Source organism: Bradyrhizobium sp. SBR1B (assembly GCF_014198205.1).
In the GTDB taxonomy this organism is placed as follows: domain Bacteria; phylum Pseudomonadota; class Alphaproteobacteria; order Rhizobiales; family Xanthobacteraceae; genus Bradyrhizobium.
The window spans coordinates 29,201-48,613 of record NZ_JACIHC010000025.1; the positions used below are offsets into that span (position 1 = coordinate 29,201).

Below are 19,413 nucleotides of genomic sequence, written 5' to 3' on the forward strand. Positions count from 1 at the left end.
TCGGCGTCGGATGAATACCTTTCAGCGTCAGAGAGGCGGCTTTACGGCCGACCTGCCCCGATTGCGCCGACCACGACCTGCACGAGCCACGCGATGCCGGCATCTCGCATCGCCGCTTTGGTTGCGATCGCGCGGATCGCATCCGGTTTACGCGCAAAAGGCAGCTCGACGAACACCAAGCCGAAACGGCCGGCGTGGTGCTCCACCAATCTTCGCGGCAATGCTGCGATCAGATCAGATCCTGAAAGCTGGACGAGCGCCATCATGAAATTCGGGACAGTCAAGGCGATGCGGCGCTCGAGGCCGCGCTTTGCCAACATCTGATCGACGAAACCGCGCGCTTCACCACTGAGAGACACCAGCAGATGCTGTGATTGCGAGAATGCAGCACGGGTTGGCGCTTTTGCGAGGGGATGCCCCTTGCGCATGGCCAGGACAAAATCCTCGTCGTAGAGCCTGCGCGCCTCGAATCGCGGCGATACCGTCGGGAGCGGCAGCATTGCGACATCGAGCTCGCGTCTTTCGAGCATATCGAGGCTTTGGTGCCAGGGCTCCCCGATCGCGCCGCCGCGTGGCGCAGGCATCAGGTGGATCAGGGCGAGGTCGATATGGGGGGCCGCAGTCGCGATCGATCGCAGGAGCTGCACGGATGTCGAGACCAGTACGGCATCGGGGGCGCCAATCGTGAACCGGCGGCGGCTCTTCGCGGGGTCGAACGGTGCAGCCGAGCCGATCAGCTGTTCGATCCGCGCGATGATCTCGGTCACGGGCTCCTCGAGCTCCAAGGCCCGCGCCGTTGGAACGACGCCCTTTGGTGTCCGCAGAAACAGCGGGTCGTTCAGCAGGAGACGGAGCCGGCCAAGCGCATGGCTGACAGCCGACGGCGTCAGGCTCAGCCGGCCTGCAGCACGCGCGACATGACGTTCTTCCAGAACGACGCGGAAGAGCACGAGGAGATTCAGATCGATCCTGGATAGATCAATTTGGTTCAGCATGATGCTGAAATCATATCGCTGGATTCATCAAGTTCAAGGGCTCATGGATGGGTCGTTCGTCGTTCGACCAGGAGACGTGAAATGACCCAGAGACCGCCCGGCGTGAACAATTGGCCGGACCGGCAGGAGAAGATGTCGCGGCGCTCGATGATGGCCGCCACGGCTGCAATTCCGCTGTCCGTTCAGCTTTCAACCGATGAGGCCGTCGCAAACGACGCGATAGCGAGCCTCATCGAACGTGCCCGCGCGAAAAATGCCGCCTTCATGCGCGGCGACATGGATCGCTGGCTCCAACTCGTCCGCATCGCGCCGGATTTCACGTTGATGCAGCCCTTCGGCGGGCCTGCCAGTCGCGGATTCGACGCAAGCCCCAGACGCCTGGCCGACCTGTCGCGATACTTCAGGGAAGGCGAAACCGAGCTCGATGTCTCGCAAACCTATGCATCGGACGCGCTCGTCGTTCTCGTCATGATCGAACACCAGCGGGCCGAAGTGGGCGGATTGCCGGCTCAAGACTGGTCGCTGCGCGTGACCGAGGTCTACCGCAAGGATGGCACGGATTGGCAACTTGTGCACCGTCATGCCGATCCGCTGGTCCGAAGCATCACCTTGCAACAAGCCGCGATACTTGCCCGGGGCTGGCCGGAGGAAAAATGATATCCCTCACCTCGCTGGAGCGGCCTGCCAGCTGGCTCGTGACGTCACTCGTCGCGATAGAGAATTTTCAGCGCGAGCGCTTCGGCAGCTTTGGCAGCTTGTCGGGATTGAATGCCGGGAACTGCTCGGTTCGTTCATCTGCCGGCGGCTGCTGTTCGGTCAGAATGAGCGTGCCCTGGAGGATCATTCCGGGCACCTGTTGGGCCGTCGCGGTGTAAGTCGCGATCTTGCCGGGGCAGTTTCCCTCGATGTCCAGGGTGAGCTCGTCTTCCACGCCGAAGACCGTCGCACGCCCGTCGGTATGACGCTTCGTTGATACGGTGGCGGTGAAGCGATCTCCGTCGACCCGGCACGAGCCGTGATAAGTCATCAGGCTGTCACGGCCCCAGATCTGCCCGTCTGCGACATGGACGATCCCGGTGCCCTGGTCGATCGGCGTCTTGTACCACGCCGCATATGTGCCGTCCTTCAGCATGGGAGCAGTCTCCCTTGGCCATTCCCGCACGATAATCCGCATGATTAGCGCTAAGGAACCGTTAATCGCGCGGCCCGTGCCAATCCGGCCTTTCCTTGCGCAGCTCGGCTTCAAGCTCCTCGACGATGCCGTGAAGCAGGCACGCGGCAAGCGGATCCGTCACCTCCCGCTCCAAGCGCCGATAACGCGCGATCTGGCACTCCTGCTCCATCAATTGGTGCTCTGTCATCACATGGGCCCTCCGACGAACTGACGCGGAGACAGCCAGGCAGTTGCATTAAAATTTTCAGATCATTTGACATGGTTTCCGGTTGGTAAAGACGACGCAGCCGCCGGGCCAAACCGTCCAAGGGCGGCCTCTCTAGGAGACCAGACGAAGCCAGACGTCTCTGCTTGCCAGCGTGCCATTCGGCGTGGCGATCTCCATGTCCACGACGTGTAGAGAGCCGGGCTCGTCTCCATAGATGTACCTGAGGTGCCACATGGGACCCAGGTCCGGCGAAATGACAAAATCGTCCAATCCGTCGGTGATATCTCGAACGGCCTCGCGATGCGTCAAAGGCGCAGAAAACATCGCATCGATCAGGTCGGCGAGGCTCATGCCCTCGACGAGCATAAGTCGCGCGACCTCGTCACCGTAGACGTGCCGAAGCGCTGAAACGATAGCAGCGACGGCATCCGGATTCTTCAACGCCACAGCAAAGCGAGCCTCCGAGCCCATCATGCCGGAGGCGGGATATTCTGCAAGCTCAGCGAGCGGAACAAGAGGCGCTGGCTCCGGCCGCGGCACTCGGAGCCGATGCTTCGCCGCTGGCCTTGGATACGGCACCCGCGCCTAGAAGGTCACCCGCATCCCCGCGTAGAACGCACGGGGCCTCGCCGGGCTCAGCGAGCGCGGGTCGGTAAACTCGGCGCCGCCGTTGGTGAAGTTGGGCAAGGCCTCGCGGTCGAAGAACTGTCCGTAGGTCGCGTAGCGCTTGTCGAAGATGTTGTCGATCTTGCCATAGAGCTGGATGTTCTTCGTCACCTGGTAGGAGGTGTGGAGATTGAACACGGTATAGGACGGCAGCTTCGCGTACTGGTTCGACTCGTCGCCGACCAGGTATTGGCTGGAGACGAACAGCGCGTTGCCGCCGACCTTCCAGACGTCGGTCACGGCATAGTCGATGCCGACCTTGATGCGGTGGCGCGGGATCGCGGGAAGCTGGTTGCCGGGTGAGACCCGGATGGTCTCGGTGGCCGGATCGGCAAACGGGCTTTCCGAGCCCAGCTCGAGCGGATCGAGGAAGCGCGCGTCGACGAACGCATAGCTCGCCTGGAACTGGAGCGTGGGAGACTTGATGTTGACTTCGGCCTCGAGACCCTGCCGCCTGGTACGGCCGACATTGGAGAAATAGCCGAAGCCGGTCCGTCCTACCGCGGGTATCGCGACGATGTCGTCGTTATTGGTGGCGCGGAATCCGCCGATCTTCCAGCCGAGCATGCCGATGTTCAGCTCCTTGGAGCCGCGCAGGCCGGCTTCGACGGTCCTGGACACGACCTGCTTGAGCGGCGGATCGGAGACCAGAAACGCCGCATTGAGGCAGGGCCGAGCTGGATCGGAGCAACCGAGCTCGAGTGGCGTCGGCACGCGGTTGGCCTCGGAATAGCCGGCATAGGCGGTCAGCCCCGGCGTGATCCTGTACGTGCCCCCGATCACCGGATTGAAGCGGGTGAAGGTGTGATCGCCGTTGAGATCGGTTCCGAGCTGATCCTCCAGCTTGATGCGCGCGACATTGAAACGGCCGCCGCCGGTGATGGCGAAGGCGTCCGTGACGTTGAACGTGTCCATCGCATACAGGCCGTTATATTGGTTGACGGTCCGCAGCGAGACGGGACCGGCAACCGGTTCCGGCTGGCCGGTCGGCCCCAGGAAGAGGCCGCTGCCGCTGACGACGTAGTTTTCTCCGATCGAGCCGATCTCGGCGGTGGCGTTGTAGCGCGTCACGCTGGCATCGTAAGTCGCGCCCATCACGAAGCGATTGTCATGCCCGAACAGTTGATCGGTGTTGGTGGCCTGCCCTGACACGCCGAAACTGGTCGAGCGGATCGTGCTCCGGTCGATCTCGCCGAGGATGGTCCCCAACGGATACGGATTGACGAGCTGCGCGCCGTTGGTGCCATTCGCCGGCGTCGTATCATCGCCGAAGCACAACAGCCCCAAGGCGGCGCATTCCTGCACGTCGGTCGGATTGCCGTCGACGAGCTTCTGCTCGTACCTGCGCACATGCGCGGTGCCTTCGAGCGTCCAGGTCGGCGTCGGATCGACCTTTCCGGTCAGGTTGAGATAGCCGACGCGGTTGGAGGTGGTCTGCGGCGTGGTGTAGGTCGCGCCCCAATATTTGTCGAGCAGCTCGGCTGGAACGGTGGCGCTGGCGCCGAAATCGTTCTTGGCCACGCCCATATTGGCGTGGAATTCGCTGTCGCCGGCCTTGTAGCCGACATCGCCGTAGAAGCGCCGCACGGTTGATTGCGAGAAATTGCGGAAGCCGTTATCGCGCAGGCCTTCGAGCGCGGCATAGACGCCGTAATTCTTGTCGACCTGCTTGCCCCATTGCGCCGAGCCCTGGACGCGGCCGAACGACCCGCCCATCACGTCGATCTCGGCGCCCTGATAGGTGAAGCCGTCCTTCATTTGCAGGTTGATGGCGCCTCCCAGCGCGTTGAGGCCGAAGGCGGGATTGTTGGTCACCAGCGTCACCGACCTGATGGCGGCGGTCGGGATCAGGTCCCAATTGACCGCGTCCGAGAAGGCTTCGTTGATGCGGACGCCGTTCTGGTACACCGCAAGGCCTTGCGGCGTGCCCGTCACGGGCGAAGCCACGAAGCCGCGGAATTCGACATCCGGCTGGAACGGATTGCCGGTGACCTCGGTGATGTTGACGCCGGCGATGTTGTCGCGCAGCGCGTCGGTGACGTTCAGCGAGCCGGTGCGCTTGATCTGGCTGGCATCGACGGCGTTGATGGCCGACGGGACCTTGTCGACATCGAGACCCCTGCCGGTGCCCGGCGCGGTCGGATAGACATAGATGCGGGTGCGGGGACTGGCGGACGAGGCCGCTCCGATATGCGCGACCGGCCGCGTCGGCGCGGTGCGCCTCGCCACCGACGGCGGCGGCGCCGCCACTTCGACGGGCGGCAGATTCTGAACGTTGGTCTCCTCGTCCTGCGCGGCCCCCGCGGGGCTCGCCAAGACCACCCCGGACACCAGACCGGTCGACACCGAGGCCATCAACAAACGACGCCTGAACGAAAGAACCTTGCCCATCCCCGCCTTCCCATCCGTGACCACCGGCTGTTTTGATTTTCGCCGATTGGTCGGAACGAGTGTATTCGGCGGCCGATCGCGCGCCAGCCACAAAAGGTCGGGCAATATCGGCTCCCGTTTTCCCGACGAAATCGGGAATTATTCCCGATCGCTTCGGGAGCGGTCAGGCGGCCGCGGTCGGAACCAGCGCTTCCACGGTCAATCCGCCGTCGCCGGAGACAACGTTGAGCGTGCCGCCGAGCGCCAGAATCCGCTCGCGCATGCCGACGAGGCCGAAGCCGAGCTTCTGGCCCGACTCCATGCCACGGCCATTGTCGCTGACCCGCACCCGGGCGCAAAAGCGACCGTCCTGCGCCGTCTGCTGCGCCGGCTCGATGACGACATTGACCGAGGTCGCGCCGGCGTGGCGGAACACGTTGGTGAGCGCCTCCTGCACGATGCGGTAGATGGTGAGATCGGCGGTCTCGCCGGTGACCCCCAGCGATGGCGAGATCACGGTCTCGATGGCGACATCGGGATGCGATTCCCGCCACAGCCGCGACAGCGATTCGAGCGCCTGGCGCAGCCCGAACTCGGCGAGGCCGACCGGCCGGAGCCGTTCCAGCACGCGGCGATTGAACTGCTGCAGCGCGTTGATCTGCTCCAGCATGGCGCTGCCGTGTTTTCGCACCGCCTCCGCACTCGGGACGCGTCCATCCGCCTGCTTCGCCAGCGCGCCGGCATGCGCCCGCAGCGAGAACAGATACGGCCCGAACTCGTCGTGGAGCTCGCGCGCGATTTCCTTGCGCTCGATGTCCTGGAGCGACACCGCCCGCTCGGCGAGGCGCCGCTTGTCCTCGACCGCCTCACCGAGGGTTGCGGCAAGGTGGTTGAGCTTGGTGCAGATTGCAGCGAGCTCCGGCGCGCCGCCCGGTGCGACGCGGGCCTCGTAATGTCCGCCTTCGAGCTTCCCCATTGCCTCGGCCAGAGACTGGAGCGGGGCCAGCGCCCGGCCGACCACTTTCATCATCAGGAAAAACAGCGCCAGCGCGATCGCTGTGCCGACCTCGAGCTGGGTCACGATGCCGTCCCAGATTTCCGCGATCTCGTCATCGGGATGCGAGGTGATCAGGAGCGAGCCGGGCTTGCCACGGATCGAGACCGGCACGCTCACCGCGGTCTGCTCGGGATGGACCAGGCTGACGAACCAGGCCGGCGGCCCGCGCGTGTCGGCGTCAGTGTCAAGCCGGGGCGGCGTCTGCGCATTGCCGCCGGTGTCCCGAAGCGTGATGCTGACATGGCGCAGGCGGCTGAGATCGCGCGCGATCTGGTTCAACCTGGCATCCGGATCTGGCGCCTCGTTGAGATCGGCAACGATCATCTCGATGAATTCGCGGGCGAGCCGGATCACGCTCTGATCCTCGGCCTGCACGCGGGGACCTGCCTCCGCGACCTGGCGGCCGATATTGACGGCGAGCCCCAGCGCCAGCAGCAGCGCCAGCAAGAGGTTGATGCGCCCGCGCAAGGATAGATTTTGCCACATTGGTGTCGCCCGTGCCTCGCGAAGCCTCGCCTGCCGCTGTCCGATGACGTTGACAGCGGCGAAGCGCCCGATATCTAATCGGAAGCGTACAGCAATCCCGGCCGGGCGCGAAACAGGCCGACGCTGTCACAAGGAAACGCCTATGCGCATTCTGATCGTCGACGATCATCCCATTGTCGCCTCCGGCTGCCGTGCCGTGCTGGCCGACGAGGGCGAGATCGAGATTCTGGAGGCCGCCGACGCCGAGGACGGCGAATGCGTCTTCATCGTCGAACGCCCCGACCTCTGCATCATCGACATCAATTTGCCGACCGTCTCCGGCTTCGAGCTCGCGCGCCGCATCCTCGAGCGCGCGCCGGAGGCTCGCATCATCATGTTCAGCATGAACGACGATCCGGCCTTTGCCGCGCGCGCGATCGAGTGCGGCGCCAAGGGCTACGTCTCCAAGACCGGCGACCCCGACGACCTCGTCGAGGCGATCCGTGCCGTCGGCGGTGGCGGCACCTACCTGCCGAGCGCGATCGCGCGCAGCATCGCCTTCGCAGGACCGACGCTGGCGCAAAGCCCGCTGTCGAAGCTGAATGCGCGCGAGATGGAGATTTTGCGGCTGCTCAGCGCCGGCAAAAGCCTGTCCGAGATCGCCTGGCTGGTGCAATCGTCCTACAAGACGGTCGCCAACACCTCGTCCATCATCCGCCAGAAGCTCGGGGTGAAGACCTCGGTCGAGCTGGTGCGGCTGGCGATCGACAGCGGTGTTGCCTGACGCAGGCAGCTGCCACAAATTCGGTCACACAAGCGTTGCAATATTGATGTGGTGAGATGCCACGGAGTGAAGGCATGACGATTCAGACTGTCTCGACCAACAAATCCTACGGCGGCGTGCAGGGCGTGTATCGCCATGCGAGCCAGGCGACCGGAACCGACATGGTGTTCTCGGTCTATGTTCCCCCGCATGCCGACGGCGCCAAGCTGCCGGTGGTCTGGTATCTGTCCGGGCTCACCTGCACCCATGCCAACGTCACCGAGAAGGGCGAATTCCGCAAAGCCTGCGCCGAGCTCGGCCTGATCTTCGTCGCGCCGGACACCTCACCGCGCGGCGCCGACGTGCCGGGCGATGCCAACAACGCCTATGATTTCGGCTTAGGGGCCGGCTTCTATGTCGACGCGACGCAGGAGCCGTTCGCGCGCAACTATCGGATGTGGAGCTATGTCACCGACGAGTTGCCGAAGCTCATAGCGGGAAATTTTCCCGTCGACGCCAAGCGGCAATCGATCATGGGCCATTCGATGGGCGGCCATGGCGCGCTGACGGTGGCGCTGCGCAACCCGCACCGTTTTCGCGCCGCGAGCGCGTTCGCGCCGATCGTGGCGCCCTCGCTGGTGCCCTGGGGCACCAAGGCGCTGACCGGCTATCTCGGACCGAACAAGGACGCCTGGCGCGGCCACGACACGGTGGCGCTGATCGAGGACGGCGCGAAATTTTCCGGCTTCCTGGTCGATGTCGGCGAGGCCGACAATTTCCTGAAAGAACAGCTCAAGCCGGAGCTGTTCGAAGCCGCCTGCACCAAGGCGGGCATCCCGCTGACGCTGCGCCGTCAGGCAGGCTATGACCACAGCTATTATTTCATCTCGACCTTCATGGGCGATCACCTGCACTGGCATGCGGAGAAGCTGAAGGGATGACCGGCTTTCTTCTCCCCTCGTGATGAGGGGTATCTCTCCGCGCGCGCAGTATCGTAGGGTGGGCAAAGCGAAGCGTGCCCACGATTTCTCTCGAATCATTGATTGATCGTGGGCACGGCGCAAGTGCGCCTTTGCCCACCCTACGATTCCCAATTCGCTGAGAGAATATCCTACTCCCGCTTGCCGTAATTCGGCGCCAATAACCGGTTGCGGATCAAATAGCTCATCGTGCGGGTCCAGGCTTCATCCGTGTTGCCGCGCATGTCGGCACTGGCGGCGGCGATCATGTTGCCGGTCTTCACGTCGCGCAAATAGATGTTGAGATTGATGATCAGGTTCGAGACCTTCTGCACCATGCCGGTGATCTCGAGGTCAGCGCCCAATTCGCCGGCGAGCTTGAGGTCGCAGCCGCCGCAGGCCTGTAAGTTGGCGTGACGGGCGGCATCCCTGACCGGCGCGATGTCGAGTACCTGGAACCTGCCGGACTCTGTCAACTCCTTGCGCAGCTGCTCGCTGATGAGCACGAGCCGTGCCTCTTCGGGCCTGGAGCCGTAGAACTCCCCTGGCAGGCTGGTGTCGATCAGCTCGAAATCGAACACGGCCAGTTTCGGTGGATCGGCGCGCGCGAGCGAAGGCGTCAACAGCAAAGCGGCGATCATCATCAATGCTCGCATGATCGTGATTCCAGGCCTCGCGCGCGCAGGGACGAAATGCGGGGTTGCATGCCCTGCCAAATCGGTCATGCTCGAAGCAGAGACAATTCTCCACCTGCGGTCAAGCCGGGGAGATCGTTCGGAGGAAACATGATCCGATGGTTGGTCGGCCTGATTGGCTTAGGTCTTGCTGCGACGAGCGCGCTCGCGGCGGAGCCTGCCCTGATCGGCGTCGGCTATCTCGGCCTCGCCGGCACCAGATCGACGCTGTCGCTGGTCGAGCAGCCCGCGGAGAATGACGGCGTCGCGGGCGCGCGGCTCGCGATCGAGGACAACAACACCACCGGTAAATTCCTGGGCCAGCGGTTCGCGCTGGAGGAGCGCCGCATCAAGGAAGGCGAGGACGTCGTCCAGGCTGCGGCTGCCCTTGCCGAGAAGAACAGCTTCATCATCACCGACCTGCCGGCCGACGCGCTGCTGAAAGTCTCGGACGCCTTGCGCGACCGTGGCACGCTGCTGTTCAACGCAGGCGCGATCGACGAGCGGCTGCGCGAGGCCGATTGCCGTGCCAACGTGATCCACACCGCGCCGACGCGGGCGATGCTGGCCGATGCGCTCGGACAGTATCTGGTATGGAAGAAGTGGTCGCGCTGGCTGCTCGTGGTCGGCTCGCATGACGAGGACAAGCTGTTTGCCGATGCGCTCCGGCGCACCGCCGCGCGGTTCGGCGCCAAGATCGTCCAGGAAAAAACCTTCGAGGACAAGGGCGGCGCGCGCCGCACCGATAGCGGCGTGACGCTGATCCAGCGCCAGATGCCGGTGTTCACGCAAGGCGCGCCTGCTTACGACGTGCTGGTCGCCGCCGACGAGAGCGAGGTGTTCGGCGCATATTTGCCCTATCGCACCTGGGATCCTCGGCCCGTCGCCGGCTCGGCCGGCCTCGTGCCGCGCAGCTGGGACGCCGCGCAAGACCAGTGGGGCGCGATCCAGATGCAGAACCGCTTCGTGAAGCTGAACTCGCGGCGCATGACCGCGCTCGACATGCAGGCCTGGACCGCAGCCCGCATGATCGGCGAAGCGACCTCGCGCACCAATTCCGGCGACGTCAAGAAAGTCACCGACTTTATCAAGGGCCCGGATTTTTCGGTCGCCGCCTTCAAGGGCACGCGGCTGACCCTGCGCGACTGGAATTGGCAATTGCGCCAGCCGATCCTGCTGGTCGATGGCCGCATGGTGGTGTCGGTCTCGCCGCAGGAGGGTTTCCTGCACCAGGTCTCCGAGCTCGACACGCTCGGCTACGATCGTCCGGAGAGCAAATGCAAGCTGAAGTGAGAACGCAGATGTTGCGCATGTGGCGTGTGGGGCTCCTGTCCGGATTGGCGCTCGCGGCAGCGCCCGCCCATGCATTCATCGCCTATGTCTCGAACGAGAAGAGCAATACGGTGACGGTGATCGACACCGAGAGCTGGACCGTGACCAAGACCATCAAGGTCGGCCAGCGCCCGCGCGGCATCGATTTCACGCGCGACGGCAAGTTCGTGATGGTCGCCGTCGGCGACGACGACACCATCCAGGTGATCGATGCCAAGACGCAAGCCGTGGTGGATAGCCTGCCCTCCGGACCCGACCCGGAATTGTTCGCGCAGGATGCCGCCGGCAAGATCCTCTATGTCGCCAACGAGAACGACAACACGGTGACCGTGATCGACCTCGAGAAGCGCGCCCGGCTCGGCGACATCCAGGTCGGCGTCGAGCCCGAGGGCATGACCATCAGCCCCGACGGCAAGACGCTGATCAACACGTCGGAAACGACCAACATGGCGCATTTCATCGACACGGCGTCGCGCCAGATCGTCGCCAACGTGCTGGTTGATGCACGGCCGCGCTTTGCCGAGTTCAAGCACGATGCTTCCGAAGTGTGGGTCTCCTCCGAGATCGGCGGCACCGTCTCGGTGATCGACCCGAAGAAGCACGAGGTGATCGGCAAGGTCACGTTCGAAATTCCGGGCCTGCGGAAAGAGGCGATCCAGCCGGTCGGCATCGGCATGACCAAGGACGACAAGACCGCCTTCGTCGCGCTCGGCCCCGCCAATCGCATCGCCGTCGTCGACGTCGCCTCGCGCAAGGTGACGAAATATCTGCTGGTCGGTCAGCGGGTCTGGCATATGGCGTTCACGCCCGATGAAAAATACCTGCTCACCACCAACGGCGTGTCGAACGACGTCTCTGTTATCGACGTCGCCGCGCAAAAGGTGATCAAGACGATTCAAGTGGGCGAACTGCCCTGGGGCATCACGATCGCACCATGACCAGCCCCGCTCCGATTCCCGAGCCACAGGAGGCGCTGAAGCTGGAAGCGGCGGCGGTGCCGGCGCTGTCGATCGGCGGCGTCAGTCATTCCTATGGGCAGCGGCGTGCGTTGATCGACGTCTCCTTCAACGTGCAGCCGGCGAGCTTCACCGCCCTGCTCGGCCTCAACGGCGCCGGAAAGAGCACGCTGTTCTCGCTGATCACGCGCCTGTTCGGCATCCAGAGCGGCCGGGTCGGCATTTTCGGCCACGACATCAGCAAGAGCCCCGGCGAAGCGCTGCGGCTACTCGGCGTCGTATTCCAGCCGCGTACGCTCGATCTCGACCTGTCGCTGACGCAGAACCTGCTCTATCACGCCGCGCTCCACGGCATCAGCCGGAGCGAGGCCGCCGCACGCAGCGCCGAGCTGCTCGGCCGCATCGGGCTCGCTGACCGCGCCGGTAGCAAGGTGCGCGATCTCTCGGGCGGACAGATGCGGCGGCTGGAAATCGCCCGGGCGCTGCTGCACCGGCCGCGGCTGCTGTTGCTGGACGAGCCGACCGTCGGCCTCGACGTCAAGGCGCGCGCCGACATCATCAGCCAGGTCCGCCAGCTGGTGACGGAGCAAGGCATCGGCGTGCTCTGGGCCACGCATCTGTTCGACGAGATCATGCCGAGTGACGACCTCGTGGTGCTGCACCAGGGCAAGGTGCTGGCGCAGGGGCCGATGAACCGCGTCGTCACCGAGGCCGGCGCGCAGGACGTCAACACCGCCTTCATGCGCCTGACCGGCGCGCAAACCATGCCGGGAGGCGGCGCATGAGCAGCATCACCACGCGTGACGCCCCGCGCGGCTTCTCGGCCCAGCAGTACCTGACCTGCCTCACCGGCATCGTCTGGCGCGAGGGGTTGCGCTTCCTGCATCAGCGCGAACGCTTCGTCTCGGCGCTGGTGCGGCCGCTGGTGTGGCTGTTCATCTTCGCCGCCGGCTTCCGTCAGGTGCTCGGCATCTCCATCATCCCGCCCTACGAGACCTACATCCTCTACGAGGTCTATATCGCGCCCGGGCTGATGGCGATGATCCAGCTCTTCAACGGCATGCAGTCCTCGCTCTCGATGGTCTACGACCGCGAGATGGGCAACATGCGCACGCTGCTGGTGAGCCCGCTGCCGCGCGGGTTCCTGCTGTTCTGCAAGCTGCTGGCGGGCACCGCAGTGTCGCTGCTCCAGGTCTATGCGTTCCTGCTGATCGCCTGGTTCTGGGACATCACCCCGCCGTCATCGGGCTATCTGACCGTGCTGCCGGCGCTGATCCTGTCCGGGCTGATGCTGGGCTCGCTCGGTATGCTGATCTCCTCCGGCATCAAGCAACTCGAGAACTTCGCCGGGGTGATGAATTTTGTCATTTTCCCGATGTTCTTCGCCTCGTCCGCGCTCTATCCGCTGTGGCGGGTGCAGGAGGGCAGCCCTTATCTGTACTATCTCTGCGAGGCCAATCCGTTCACCCATGCGGTCGAGCTGATACGCTTTGCACTCTACGGGCAAATCAACTGGGTCTCGCTGGCAGTGGTCGCGGCTTGCACAATCGTCTTCATGATCGGCGCAATTCTGGCCTATGATCCCTCGCGTGGGCTGGCGCGACGGGGCCCCGCAGGAGGCGAAGGATGAAGGTTCTGGCAATGGCTGTTGTGGCGCTGGCGCTGTCGGGCACGACCGCGCGCGCGGCCGATCCGCGCTATCCCGACTGGCCCTGCACGCAAGCCAAGGTGCCGGAGATTTCACTTGCCGCCGTCTGGGCCGGCCCGGCACTCGACGACGTCCAGAACAAGTGGAAGGACGACGCCAAGGTCAGCGCGCTGGTCGCAAAACTGTCGGCGCGCAAAACGCCGCTCGATGAGGCCGAAAAGTCCGTGAAGGAATTTCTGGCCGCCTCCGCCACCGACAAGACCGCGAAGGCAAAGCTCCTGTTCGCCGGCCTGTTCGACACGCTCAATGCCCAGCGCTCCCAGGTGATGGCCGGGCTCGAACGCGTCAGCCGCAAGCAGCGCGAAGCCGCCGACAAGATTCGCGAGGAGACGATCGCCCTTCACGCGCTGCAGGGCGCGACGCCGCGCGACGAGGCCAAGGTCGAAGCGCTCGGCAACGAACTGATCTGGAAAACCCGCATTTTCGAGGACCGTCACAAGGTCGTGCGATTCGTCTGCGAGGTTCCAACCACGATCGACCAGCGCCTGTTCGCACTTGGCCGCGTGATCCAGCAGGAAATGGAATAGCGCCCGCCTCGCTGGCGCCCACCACAGGTTCCCGGATCGGCCCGGTTAACCTTTGCCCTGCTATCTGCCGGAACCAAATCGATCTAGGATGGCTTGTCGAAGTGAACTCCAAGACGTCGGGAGGCCTCGATGGGAACCACAAGATTCATCTGTGCGGGCGCTGCGGCCCTCAGCATGCTCGCAACCAGCGCCCTTGCTGACGACATGACCGGAATGGTCATGCGGATCGATCGGCTCAACGGCACGATCTCGATCCAGCAGACGCAGAAGGGCACCGTCGGTGGCAGCGCTGGCGGCGCCGGCGCGCTCCAGGAGTACAAAACCAAGGACGCCGCGATGCTGGAGGCCGTTCATGCCGGCGACAGGGTGAACTATTCTGCGACCGAGAACAACGGCACGGGCACGCTGACGAAGCTGCAGAAGCAGTAGGCGCTTCGCCTCTCCCCGCTTGCGGAGGGGGAGTCTCCGCGAGTCCAACTCTCACCGTCCCAGAGGAGAGTCCCCCTCACCCCAACTCTCTCCCCGCAAGCGGGGCGAGGGAGCAGACCTGCGTTCACTCGTCTACTGCTCCGGCCGCGGCTCCGGCTGCACCTCTTCCGTCGGCAGCTTGGCGCGCTCCCAGCCGTCGGTGCCGTCAGGGTACCAGGCGATGTTGGTGTAGCCATAGGCCTGCGCGCGCTTGGCGGCGTTCCAGGACATCCAGCAGTCGGCGAGGCAATAGATCACCAGCAGTGCGGCCTTGTCGCCACGCGAGGCCTGTGCGAGGCCGCGCTGGAGATAATCGTCCATGGCCGGCGGCAAACTGCCGTAGCCGGTATCCGGCAGCCAGATGCTGCCCGGAATGTTCTTGCGCGGCGCATCGCGCCACACCGTGCCTGCTGGAAGGTTCTTCGGCTTCGGCGGGCGCGGCAGCACGTCGACGAATGCACCGCTCCTGGCGCGCCAGATCGCTTCGGCTTCCACAGTGTTAAGCACGCGCGCGCCGGCGAGCGTCGCCGGCACCGGTGCGCGATAATTGTCGGCGCGATAACCCTCGGGCTCGAACGGCTCCTGCTGCTGCGCGGATGCCGGCACCGCCAACGCGGCAACGACGAGCGCAGCGGCAAGACGCCGCCTCATGGCGACTTCTTGGCCGCCTCCGCGCTGAGCGGCCGATCGCTCTCGTCGAGCAACGGTATACCGAAGTCGACCAGGATCTTGTTGATCTCGCCCTGGTTCTCCTGGATCAGCTTGTTGAGCTGTCGCTTCCAGTTCTGGTCGGCGGGACGCACGCCCATGCCGATGCGATAGACCAGCTTCGGCCCCGTGGTTTCCTTCACCAGCGGCGTGACGTGAAGCGAGCCGACCTTCTTCGCGTAGTAGCCGGCCATGGGTCCCCACAGCACCCCGGCGTCGATCTTGCCGGCGGCGAGGTCGTCGACCATCGCTTGCGCCGAATTGTCGTAGCGCGTGTCGATCATCAGCGGATAGGGTTTTGCACCGCTCATCAGGCCGGCAATGGCCATGTTGGTCGCCGGCGGCGTTCCGGCGACGATGCCGACATGCTTGCCCTTCAGCTTCGGATCCTCGAGCGTATCGACGTCCTCGAGCCCGCTGCCGGCCTTGGCGACTAGGGCGTACGACGTGCGGTAGTAGGGATTGGTGCCCTGCACGACGTCATCGCCTTGCGGAAAGCCCATGATGACGTCGCAGCGATGCGCGCCCAGCGTCATCCGCACGAAGCCGGTGGCCTGCGGGAAGAAAACGTAGTCGAGCTTCTTCTTGAGCTTGTCGGCAAACAGCTCGGCCAGCTTGTTCTCGAACCCCTCGCCCTTCTCGTTCGAGAACGGCAGATTGCGCGGATCGGCGCAGACGCGCAGCACGTTCGGGTCGACCAGCTCGAACGAGAGGTCGCCGCTGTCGCTGGTCTGTGCGATGGCGACATCGCCGAACGCACAGGACGCAACCAGGACCCCCAGTGAAAACAACCAGCGACGATGTCGTCCGGCCTCCGTCATCGCGCTTCCTCCTCGTTTTGTTTGAATGCTATCCATGCAACGCATGACGCGCCATGTTTTGCCAGACTTCGCTGGCTTTGCTTTGTTGCAGTGCAATGCAGCAACCCTTTGAACTGAGGCAGAAAAGTGTCTCGCATCGCTCGAGTGATCGCAGCCTTGTCCCTGCTGGGGATCGTAACGCTAGCACGGGCCGGGGCGGCCGAATTGCCTGTGAGCGAAGTCGCACCGGGAATCTTCGTACACTCCGGGGCCATTGCCCTGATGACCCGCGAGAACGAGGGCGACATTGCCAATGTCGGCTTCATCGTGGGCGATGATGCCGTAGCCGTCATCGACACCGGCGGCAGCCTCCGCGAAGGTGAGGCCCTGCTGGCCGCCGTGCGGGCTCGCACGGCCAAGCCGATTCGCTATGTCATCAACACCCACGGCCATCCCGACCACGTCTTCGGCAACGCGGCCTTCGCCGCCGGAGACACCAGCTTCGTCGGTCACAGCAAGCTGCCGCAGGCGCTCGCGACGCGCGGACCCTACTATCTCGACAATTTTCGCCGCATCATGGGCAGCGAATTGATCGATCCCGTGAAGATCGTTGCCCCGACCCTCTTGGTTTCGGACACGATGACGCTCGATCTCGGGTCGCGTCGCCTGACCTTGCGCGCCTGGCGGACCGGGCACAGCGACAGCGATTTGACCGTGTACGACGAGACGACGAAAACCCTGTTCGCAGGCGACCTCGTCTTTCTTCGCCACATTCCGGTCATGGACGGCAGTATCCGCGGCTGGCTCGACACGTTGAAGGAATTGGAGACCATCCCGGCGCAACGCGTCGTTCCCGGTCACGGCCCCGTGAGCGACTGGCCTGCTGCGCTGGCCGATGAGCGGCGTTACCTGTCAACGCTGTTGTCCGACGTGCGCACGCTGAACAAGAAGGGCGAGCCGATCCGAGCCGCCGCCGACAAGGCGGCTGCACAGGAGCGACCGCGCTGGGAGTTGTTCGGCGATTACAATGCCCGAAACGCAACTGCAGCATTTTCGGAAATTGAATGGGAGTAGCAGGCGCGCTACGATAGGTGCAGGAGATCAGCCTCGCTGACTCCGGGGACCATGACCATGACCCGATGGACACGCCACCTGCCCTTGATCGCCGCCCTGTTCGGCATCGCCTTCGCCGCACCAGTGCAGGCTGAAGAAGCCGACGATCCCTGGCCGGGCCTGGTGCAGGACATCTTCAACAGCCGTGCGATGAATGACGGCAGCGCCGTCATCGGCATCGAGATGCCGTATCGCGCAGAGGACGCGGCGATCGTGCCGGTGACCCTGCGCAGCAAGCTGTCACCCGCAGACAGTCGCCGTATCCGTTCGATCACGCTCGTGATCGACCGTAACCCGGCGCCGATGGCGGCGAAGTTCGAGCTCGGCTCCGATGCCAATGTCACGGAGATCTCGACGCGCGTGCGTGTCAACAATTACACCGATGTGCACGCGGTGGCCGAGCTCAGCGACGGCCAACTCTATGTCTCGAAAGTCTATGTGAAGGCCTCGGGCGGCTGCTCGGCGCCGGCAGGAAAGAACGCCGAGGAGGCGCAAAACCGGCTCGGCCAGATGCGCTACCGGCAGTTTGCGCGCGAGGAAGCGCCCGCGAGCCGCATCCGCGAAGCGCAGATCATGATCGGCCATCCCAACAATTCCGGCCTGCAGATGGACCAGGTCACGCAGCTCTACATTCCCGCCTTCTTCGTCAACCAGCTGAAGCTGACGCAGGACGACAGCCCCGTGCTGTCGATGGAAGGCGGCATCTCGATCTCGGAAGATCCCAATCTGCGCTTCACCTACGTCTCCAACGGCGCCAAGCGTTTCCGCGCGGAAGCAAAGGACACGGATGGGCACGTGTTCCGGAATGAGTGGGATGTAGAGAAGCCGGGGACGTGAGAGGCGGATCACCCTCCCCTGGAGGGGGAGGGTCGGCTCACATGGAGCGCAGCGAAATGTGAGACGGGGTGGGGCGACGGTCTCTCCACATCCGACATTGCCGAGTGGAGAGATCACCCCACCCCGCTCGCGCTGCGCGCGATCGACCCTCCCCCTCCAGGGGAGGGTAAGACATCGCCGCTATCATCAGAAACACCTCACCTCGGCTTCCGCCTGCGCGCGCCGCAAATCGTTCACTGCCGTGTTCGCCTGCTCGGAGGTGCGGAACTGGACGCCGAGGTTGCCGCGGACCTGGGACATGCTGAGCGCGGTCTCGGCAGTCATGTAGCGCTCATAGGTGACGATCGAGGCGACCACATCGATCGAGCAGGAACATTGCTCGATCGATTGCCGGCTCTCGCCATTGGCCTTCATGCAGCCATAGACATACTCCGCGCGCGCGGACGTCGGATAATCATTGGCCTCCTCGGCCCGCGCCACGCACGCGGTCGCCGCCAACACCGTCAATGCGGCGACAATCGGTCGTAGCTGTCCGGCCAGTTTCATGCGCATCCTCCCGCGGGTTGCGAGCAAAGCTATGCTATGCGTATTGTCCTGAAAAGCACTCTGTCAGAGGAAACGGCTCACAAGGTGATGAGAGCATTTGGCGTGATAAGGGCACTTGGTCGGACATTTGCGCTGGCGACGACGCTGGCGCTGACATTGGCCGCGCCCGGCCGCGCCGCGGATACGATCCGCCTTGCGGTGCAGAAAACCGGGACATTTTCCTGGGAGCTGGCCGCGATCCGCGCGAGCGGCCTCGACAAGGAGGCGGGCCTTTCGCTCGAGGTCACCGAGCTCGCGAGCACCGAGGCCGGCAAGATCGCGATGCGCGCAGGCAGCGCCGACATCATCCTGTCGGACTGGCTGTGGGTGTCGCGCGAGCGCGCGCTCGGTGCCAAGCTCACCTTCTATCCCTATTCCAGCGCGCTCGGCGCGGTGATGGTACCCGCATCCTCTCCGATCAAGACGCTCGCCGACCTGAAGGGGCGCAAGCTCGCGGTCGCCGGCGGGGCGATCGACAAGAGCTGGCTGCTGCTCCAGGCGAGCATGAAGCAGGACGGCATCGACCTGAAGTCGGAGGCGACCATCGCCTACGGCGCCCCGCCCCTGATCGCCGCCAAGGCGCTCGACGGCGAGATGGAGGCGAGCCTCAATTTCTGGAATTTCTGTGCCCAGCTCGAGGCCAAGGGATTTCGCCGCCTCGCCGGCATCGAGGACATTCTGCCGAAGCTCGGTGCCAAAGGCGCGGTCTCCGCGGTCGGCTATGTCTTCGACGAGAATTGGGCGGCGAGCCATCGCGACGCCGTGGCGCGCTTCATCACGATGACGCGCAGGGCCAAGGACCTGCTAGTGACCTCGGATGCGGCCTGGGACAAGATCGCGCCGCTCACCGGCACGTCCGACGCAGCCATGCTCAAGACCTATCGCGACCGCTATCGCGACGGTATTCCGCGCCGGAGCATCGACGACGAGGAGAAAGACGCGCGCGTGCTCTACCGCGTGCTCGCCGAGATCGGCGGCCGCGACCTCGTCGGCCCGGCGGCCGAGCTCGATCCGGGCACGTTCTATCACGCGGTCCCCGGAGATTGAG

General features: G+C 64.3%; 22 protein-coding genes. 12 read left to right on the top strand and 10 right to left on the bottom strand.

The window, feature by feature from the left end; genetic code table 11:
* Window positions 1-41: 41 nt before the first annotated feature.
* Window positions 42-995: a LysR family transcriptional regulator gene (locus GGD61_RS36185; protein WP_183232117.1), complete on the bottom strand. Its 954-nt coding sequence runs from the start codon at window positions 993-995 to the stop codon at window positions 42-44.
* Between the two features lie 81 nt (window positions 996-1,076).
* Here GGD61_RS36185 and GGD61_RS36190 point away from each other — a divergent pair, with 81 nt between their 5' ends.
* A complete protein-coding gene (locus GGD61_RS36190; protein ID WP_183232118.1) occupies window positions 1,077-1,652 on the top strand; it encodes a nuclear transport factor 2 family protein in 576 nt (191 codons plus the stop codon).
* 67 nt (window positions 1,653-1,719) lie between these two features.
* Here GGD61_RS36190 and GGD61_RS36195 read toward each other — a convergent pair whose 3' ends face one another.
* The 5 genes from GGD61_RS36195 to GGD61_RS36215 all read right to left on the bottom strand — a co-directional run bounded on the left by GGD61_RS36195 (window position 1,720) and on the right by GGD61_RS36215 (window position 6,956).
* Window positions 1,720-2,127: a hypothetical protein gene (locus GGD61_RS36195; protein ID WP_018320701.1), complete on the bottom strand. Its 408-nt coding sequence runs from the start codon at window positions 2,125-2,127 to the stop codon at window positions 1,720-1,722.
* A 61-nt stretch (window positions 2,128-2,188) separates the two neighbouring features.
* Complete coding sequence (locus GGD61_RS36200; RefSeq protein WP_177237433.1) at window positions 2,189-2,341, bottom strand: hypothetical protein; 153 nt, start codon at window positions 2,339-2,341, stop codon at window positions 2,189-2,191.
* Window positions 2,342-2,488: 147 nt separating this feature from the next.
* A complete protein-coding gene (locus GGD61_RS36205) occupies window positions 2,489-2,851 on the bottom strand; it encodes a hypothetical protein (RefSeq protein ID WP_092261803.1) in 363 nt (120 codons plus the stop codon).
* Window positions 2,852-2,962: 111 nt separating this feature from the next.
* A complete protein-coding gene (locus tag GGD61_RS36210) occupies window positions 2,963-5,434 on the bottom strand; it encodes a TonB-dependent receptor (protein ID WP_183232119.1) in 2,472 nt (823 codons plus the stop codon).
* A 163-nt stretch (window positions 5,435-5,597) separates the two neighbouring features.
* Window positions 5,598-6,956: a histidine kinase gene (locus GGD61_RS36215; RefSeq protein ID WP_183232120.1), complete on the bottom strand. Its 1,359-nt coding sequence runs from the start codon at window positions 6,954-6,956 to the stop codon at window positions 5,598-5,600.
* A 142-nt stretch (window positions 6,957-7,098) separates the two neighbouring features.
* On the opposite strand from GGD61_RS36215, the gene GGD61_RS36220 reads away from it, so the two are divergent.
* Together GGD61_RS36220 and fghA are read left to right on the top strand one after the other, a co-directional pair.
* Window positions 7,099-7,719, top strand: a complete 621-nt coding sequence (locus tag GGD61_RS36220) for a response regulator transcription factor (RefSeq protein ID WP_183232121.1) — start codon at window positions 7,099-7,101, stop codon at window positions 7,717-7,719.
* Between the two features lie 74 nt (window positions 7,720-7,793).
* Window positions 7,794-8,639: an S-formylglutathione hydrolase gene (gene fghA, locus GGD61_RS36225; protein WP_183232122.1), complete on the top strand. Its 846-nt coding sequence runs from the start codon at window positions 7,794-7,796 to the stop codon at window positions 8,637-8,639.
* Window positions 8,640-8,809: 170 nt separating this feature from the next.
* Here the strand turns inward: fghA and GGD61_RS36230 are convergent, their stop codons facing one another.
* On the bottom strand, window positions 8,810-9,382 hold the full coding sequence (locus tag GGD61_RS36230) for a DUF3280 domain-containing protein (protein ID WP_091966648.1): 573 nt from the start codon (window positions 9,380-9,382) through the stop codon (window positions 8,810-8,812).
* Window positions 9,383-9,442: 60 nt separating this feature from the next.
* Between GGD61_RS36230 and GGD61_RS36235 the strand changes: the two genes are divergently transcribed.
* The 6 genes from GGD61_RS36235 (at window position 9,443) to GGD61_RS36260 (ending at window position 14,283) form a co-directional block, all read left to right on the top strand.
* Window positions 9,443-10,624 carry an ABC transporter substrate-binding protein gene (locus GGD61_RS36235; protein ID WP_183232123.1) on the top strand — a complete coding sequence of 394 codons (1,182 nt, stop codon included), beginning with the start codon at window positions 9,443-9,445 and terminating at the stop codon, window positions 10,622-10,624.
* Window positions 10,625-10,632: 8 nt separating this feature from the next.
* Window positions 10,633-11,601, top strand: a complete 969-nt coding sequence (locus GGD61_RS36240; RefSeq protein ID WP_177237447.1) for a YVTN family beta-propeller repeat protein — start codon at window positions 10,633-10,635, stop codon at window positions 11,599-11,601.
* Entirely contained in the window at window positions 11,598-12,404 is an 807-nt protein-coding gene (locus GGD61_RS36245; RefSeq protein ID WP_183232124.1) for an ABC transporter ATP-binding protein, read from the top strand. The genes GGD61_RS36240 and GGD61_RS36245 overlap by 4 nt, the downstream gene beginning before the upstream one ends.
* Window positions 12,401-13,249, top strand: a complete 849-nt coding sequence (locus GGD61_RS36250; protein ID WP_092261809.1) for an ABC transporter permease — start codon at window positions 12,401-12,403, stop codon at window positions 13,247-13,249. The genes GGD61_RS36245 and GGD61_RS36250 overlap by 4 nt, the downstream gene beginning before the upstream one ends.
* Entirely contained in the window at window positions 13,246-13,854 is a 609-nt protein-coding gene (locus GGD61_RS36255) for a hypothetical protein (protein ID WP_183232125.1), read from the top strand. Before GGD61_RS36250 ends, GGD61_RS36255 begins: the two co-directional genes overlap by 4 nt.
* Before the next feature lie 129 nt (window positions 13,855-13,983).
* Window positions 13,984-14,283, top strand: coding sequence for a copper-binding protein (locus GGD61_RS36260; protein WP_018320714.1), 300 nt, complete (start codon window positions 13,984-13,986; stop codon window positions 14,281-14,283).
* 132 nt (window positions 14,284-14,415) lie between these two features.
* On the opposite strand, the gene GGD61_RS36265 is transcribed toward GGD61_RS36260, so the two are convergent.
* Complete coding sequence (locus GGD61_RS36265) at window positions 14,416-14,973, bottom strand: PQQ-dependent catabolism-associated CXXCW motif protein (protein ID WP_179735799.1); 558 nt, start codon at window positions 14,971-14,973, stop codon at window positions 14,416-14,418.
* Window positions 14,970-15,851, bottom strand: coding sequence for a substrate-binding domain-containing protein (locus GGD61_RS36270; protein ID WP_183232126.1), 882 nt, complete (start codon window positions 15,849-15,851; stop codon window positions 14,970-14,972). Before GGD61_RS36270 ends, GGD61_RS36265 begins: the two co-directional genes overlap by 4 nt.
* 126 nt (window positions 15,852-15,977) lie before the next feature.
* Between GGD61_RS36270 and GGD61_RS36275 the strand changes: the two genes are divergently transcribed.
* Together GGD61_RS36275 and GGD61_RS36280 are read left to right on the top strand one after the other, a co-directional pair.
* A complete protein-coding gene (locus tag GGD61_RS36275) occupies window positions 15,978-16,904 on the top strand; it encodes a quinoprotein relay system zinc metallohydrolase 2 (RefSeq protein WP_092261813.1) in 927 nt (308 codons plus the stop codon).
* 57 nt (window positions 16,905-16,961) lie between these two features.
* Window positions 16,962-17,780 carry a quinoprotein dehydrogenase-associated SoxYZ-like carrier gene (locus tag GGD61_RS36280; protein WP_177237449.1) on the top strand — a complete coding sequence of 273 codons (819 nt, stop codon included), beginning with the start codon at window positions 16,962-16,964 and terminating at the stop codon, window positions 17,778-17,780.
* Between the two features lie 186 nt (window positions 17,781-17,966).
* On the opposite strand, the gene GGD61_RS36285 is transcribed toward GGD61_RS36280, so the two are convergent.
* Window positions 17,967-18,326 (bottom strand): hypothetical protein, encoded by a 360-nt coding sequence (locus tag GGD61_RS36285; protein ID WP_092261859.1) that lies wholly within the window; start codon window positions 18,324-18,326, stop codon window positions 17,967-17,969.
* A gap of 87 nt (window positions 18,327-18,413) precedes the next feature.
* On the opposite strand from GGD61_RS36285, the gene GGD61_RS36290 reads away from it, so the two are divergent.
* Entirely contained in the window at window positions 18,414-19,412 is a 999-nt protein-coding gene (locus GGD61_RS36290; protein WP_183232127.1) for an ABC transporter substrate-binding protein, read from the top strand.
* Window position 19,413 lies beyond the last annotated feature (1 nt).

Excerpts from the sequence above, each read along its gene's own strand:
- GGD61_RS36185 (WP_183232117.1), bottom strand. The coding sequence starts at position 995 with ATGCTGAACCAAATTGATCTATCCAGGATCGATCTGAATCTCCTCGTG.
- GGD61_RS36190 (WP_183232118.1), top strand. The coding sequence starts at position 1,077 with ATGACCCAGAGACCGCCCGGCGTGAACAATTGGCCGGACCGGCAGGAG.
- GGD61_RS36195 (WP_018320701.1), bottom strand. The coding sequence starts at position 2,127 with ATGCTGAAGGACGGCACATATGCGGCGTGGTACAAGACGCCGATCGAC.
- GGD61_RS36205 (WP_092261803.1), bottom strand. The coding sequence starts at position 2,851 with ATGATGGGCTCGGAGGCTCGCTTTGCTGTGGCGTTGAAGAATCCGGAT.
- GGD61_RS36210 (WP_183232119.1), bottom strand. The coding sequence starts at position 5,434 with ATGGGCAAGGTTCTTTCGTTCAGGCGTCGTTTGTTGATGGCCTCGGTG.
- GGD61_RS36215 (WP_183232120.1), bottom strand. The coding sequence starts at position 6,956 with ATGTGGCAAAATCTATCCTTGCGCGGGCGCATCAACCTCTTGCTGGCG.
- GGD61_RS36220 (WP_183232121.1), top strand. The coding sequence starts at position 7,099 with ATGCGCATTCTGATCGTCGACGATCATCCCATTGTCGCCTCCGGCTGC.
- fghA (WP_183232122.1), top strand. The coding sequence starts at position 7,794 with ATGACGATTCAGACTGTCTCGACCAACAAATCCTACGGCGGCGTGCAG.
- GGD61_RS36230 (WP_091966648.1), bottom strand. The coding sequence starts at position 9,382 with ATGACCGATTTGGCAGGGCATGCAACCCCGCATTTCGTCCCTGCGCGC.
- GGD61_RS36235 (WP_183232123.1), top strand. The coding sequence starts at position 9,443 with ATGATCCGATGGTTGGTCGGCCTGATTGGCTTAGGTCTTGCTGCGACG.
- GGD61_RS36240 (WP_177237447.1), top strand. The coding sequence starts at position 10,633 with ATGTTGCGCATGTGGCGTGTGGGGCTCCTGTCCGGATTGGCGCTCGCG.
- GGD61_RS36245 (WP_183232124.1), top strand. The coding sequence starts at position 11,598 with ATGACCAGCCCCGCTCCGATTCCCGAGCCACAGGAGGCGCTGAAGCTG.
- GGD61_RS36250 (WP_092261809.1), top strand. The coding sequence starts at position 12,401 with ATGAGCAGCATCACCACGCGTGACGCCCCGCGCGGCTTCTCGGCCCAG.
- GGD61_RS36255 (WP_183232125.1), top strand. The coding sequence starts at position 13,246 with ATGAAGGTTCTGGCAATGGCTGTTGTGGCGCTGGCGCTGTCGGGCACG.
- GGD61_RS36260 (WP_018320714.1), top strand. The coding sequence starts at position 13,984 with ATGGGAACCACAAGATTCATCTGTGCGGGCGCTGCGGCCCTCAGCATG.
- GGD61_RS36265 (WP_179735799.1), bottom strand. The coding sequence starts at position 14,973 with ATGAGGCGGCGTCTTGCCGCTGCGCTCGTCGTTGCCGCGTTGGCGGTG.
- GGD61_RS36270 (WP_183232126.1), bottom strand. The coding sequence starts at position 15,851 with ATGACGGAGGCCGGACGACATCGTCGCTGGTTGTTTTCACTGGGGGTC.
- GGD61_RS36280 (WP_177237449.1), top strand. The coding sequence starts at position 16,962 with ATGACCCGATGGACACGCCACCTGCCCTTGATCGCCGCCCTGTTCGGC.
- GGD61_RS36285 (WP_092261859.1), bottom strand. The coding sequence starts at position 18,326 with ATGAAACTGGCCGGACAGCTACGACCGATTGTCGCCGCATTGACGGTG.
- GGD61_RS36290 (WP_183232127.1), top strand. The coding sequence starts at position 18,414 with ATGAGAGCATTTGGCGTGATAAGGGCACTTGGTCGGACATTTGCGCTG.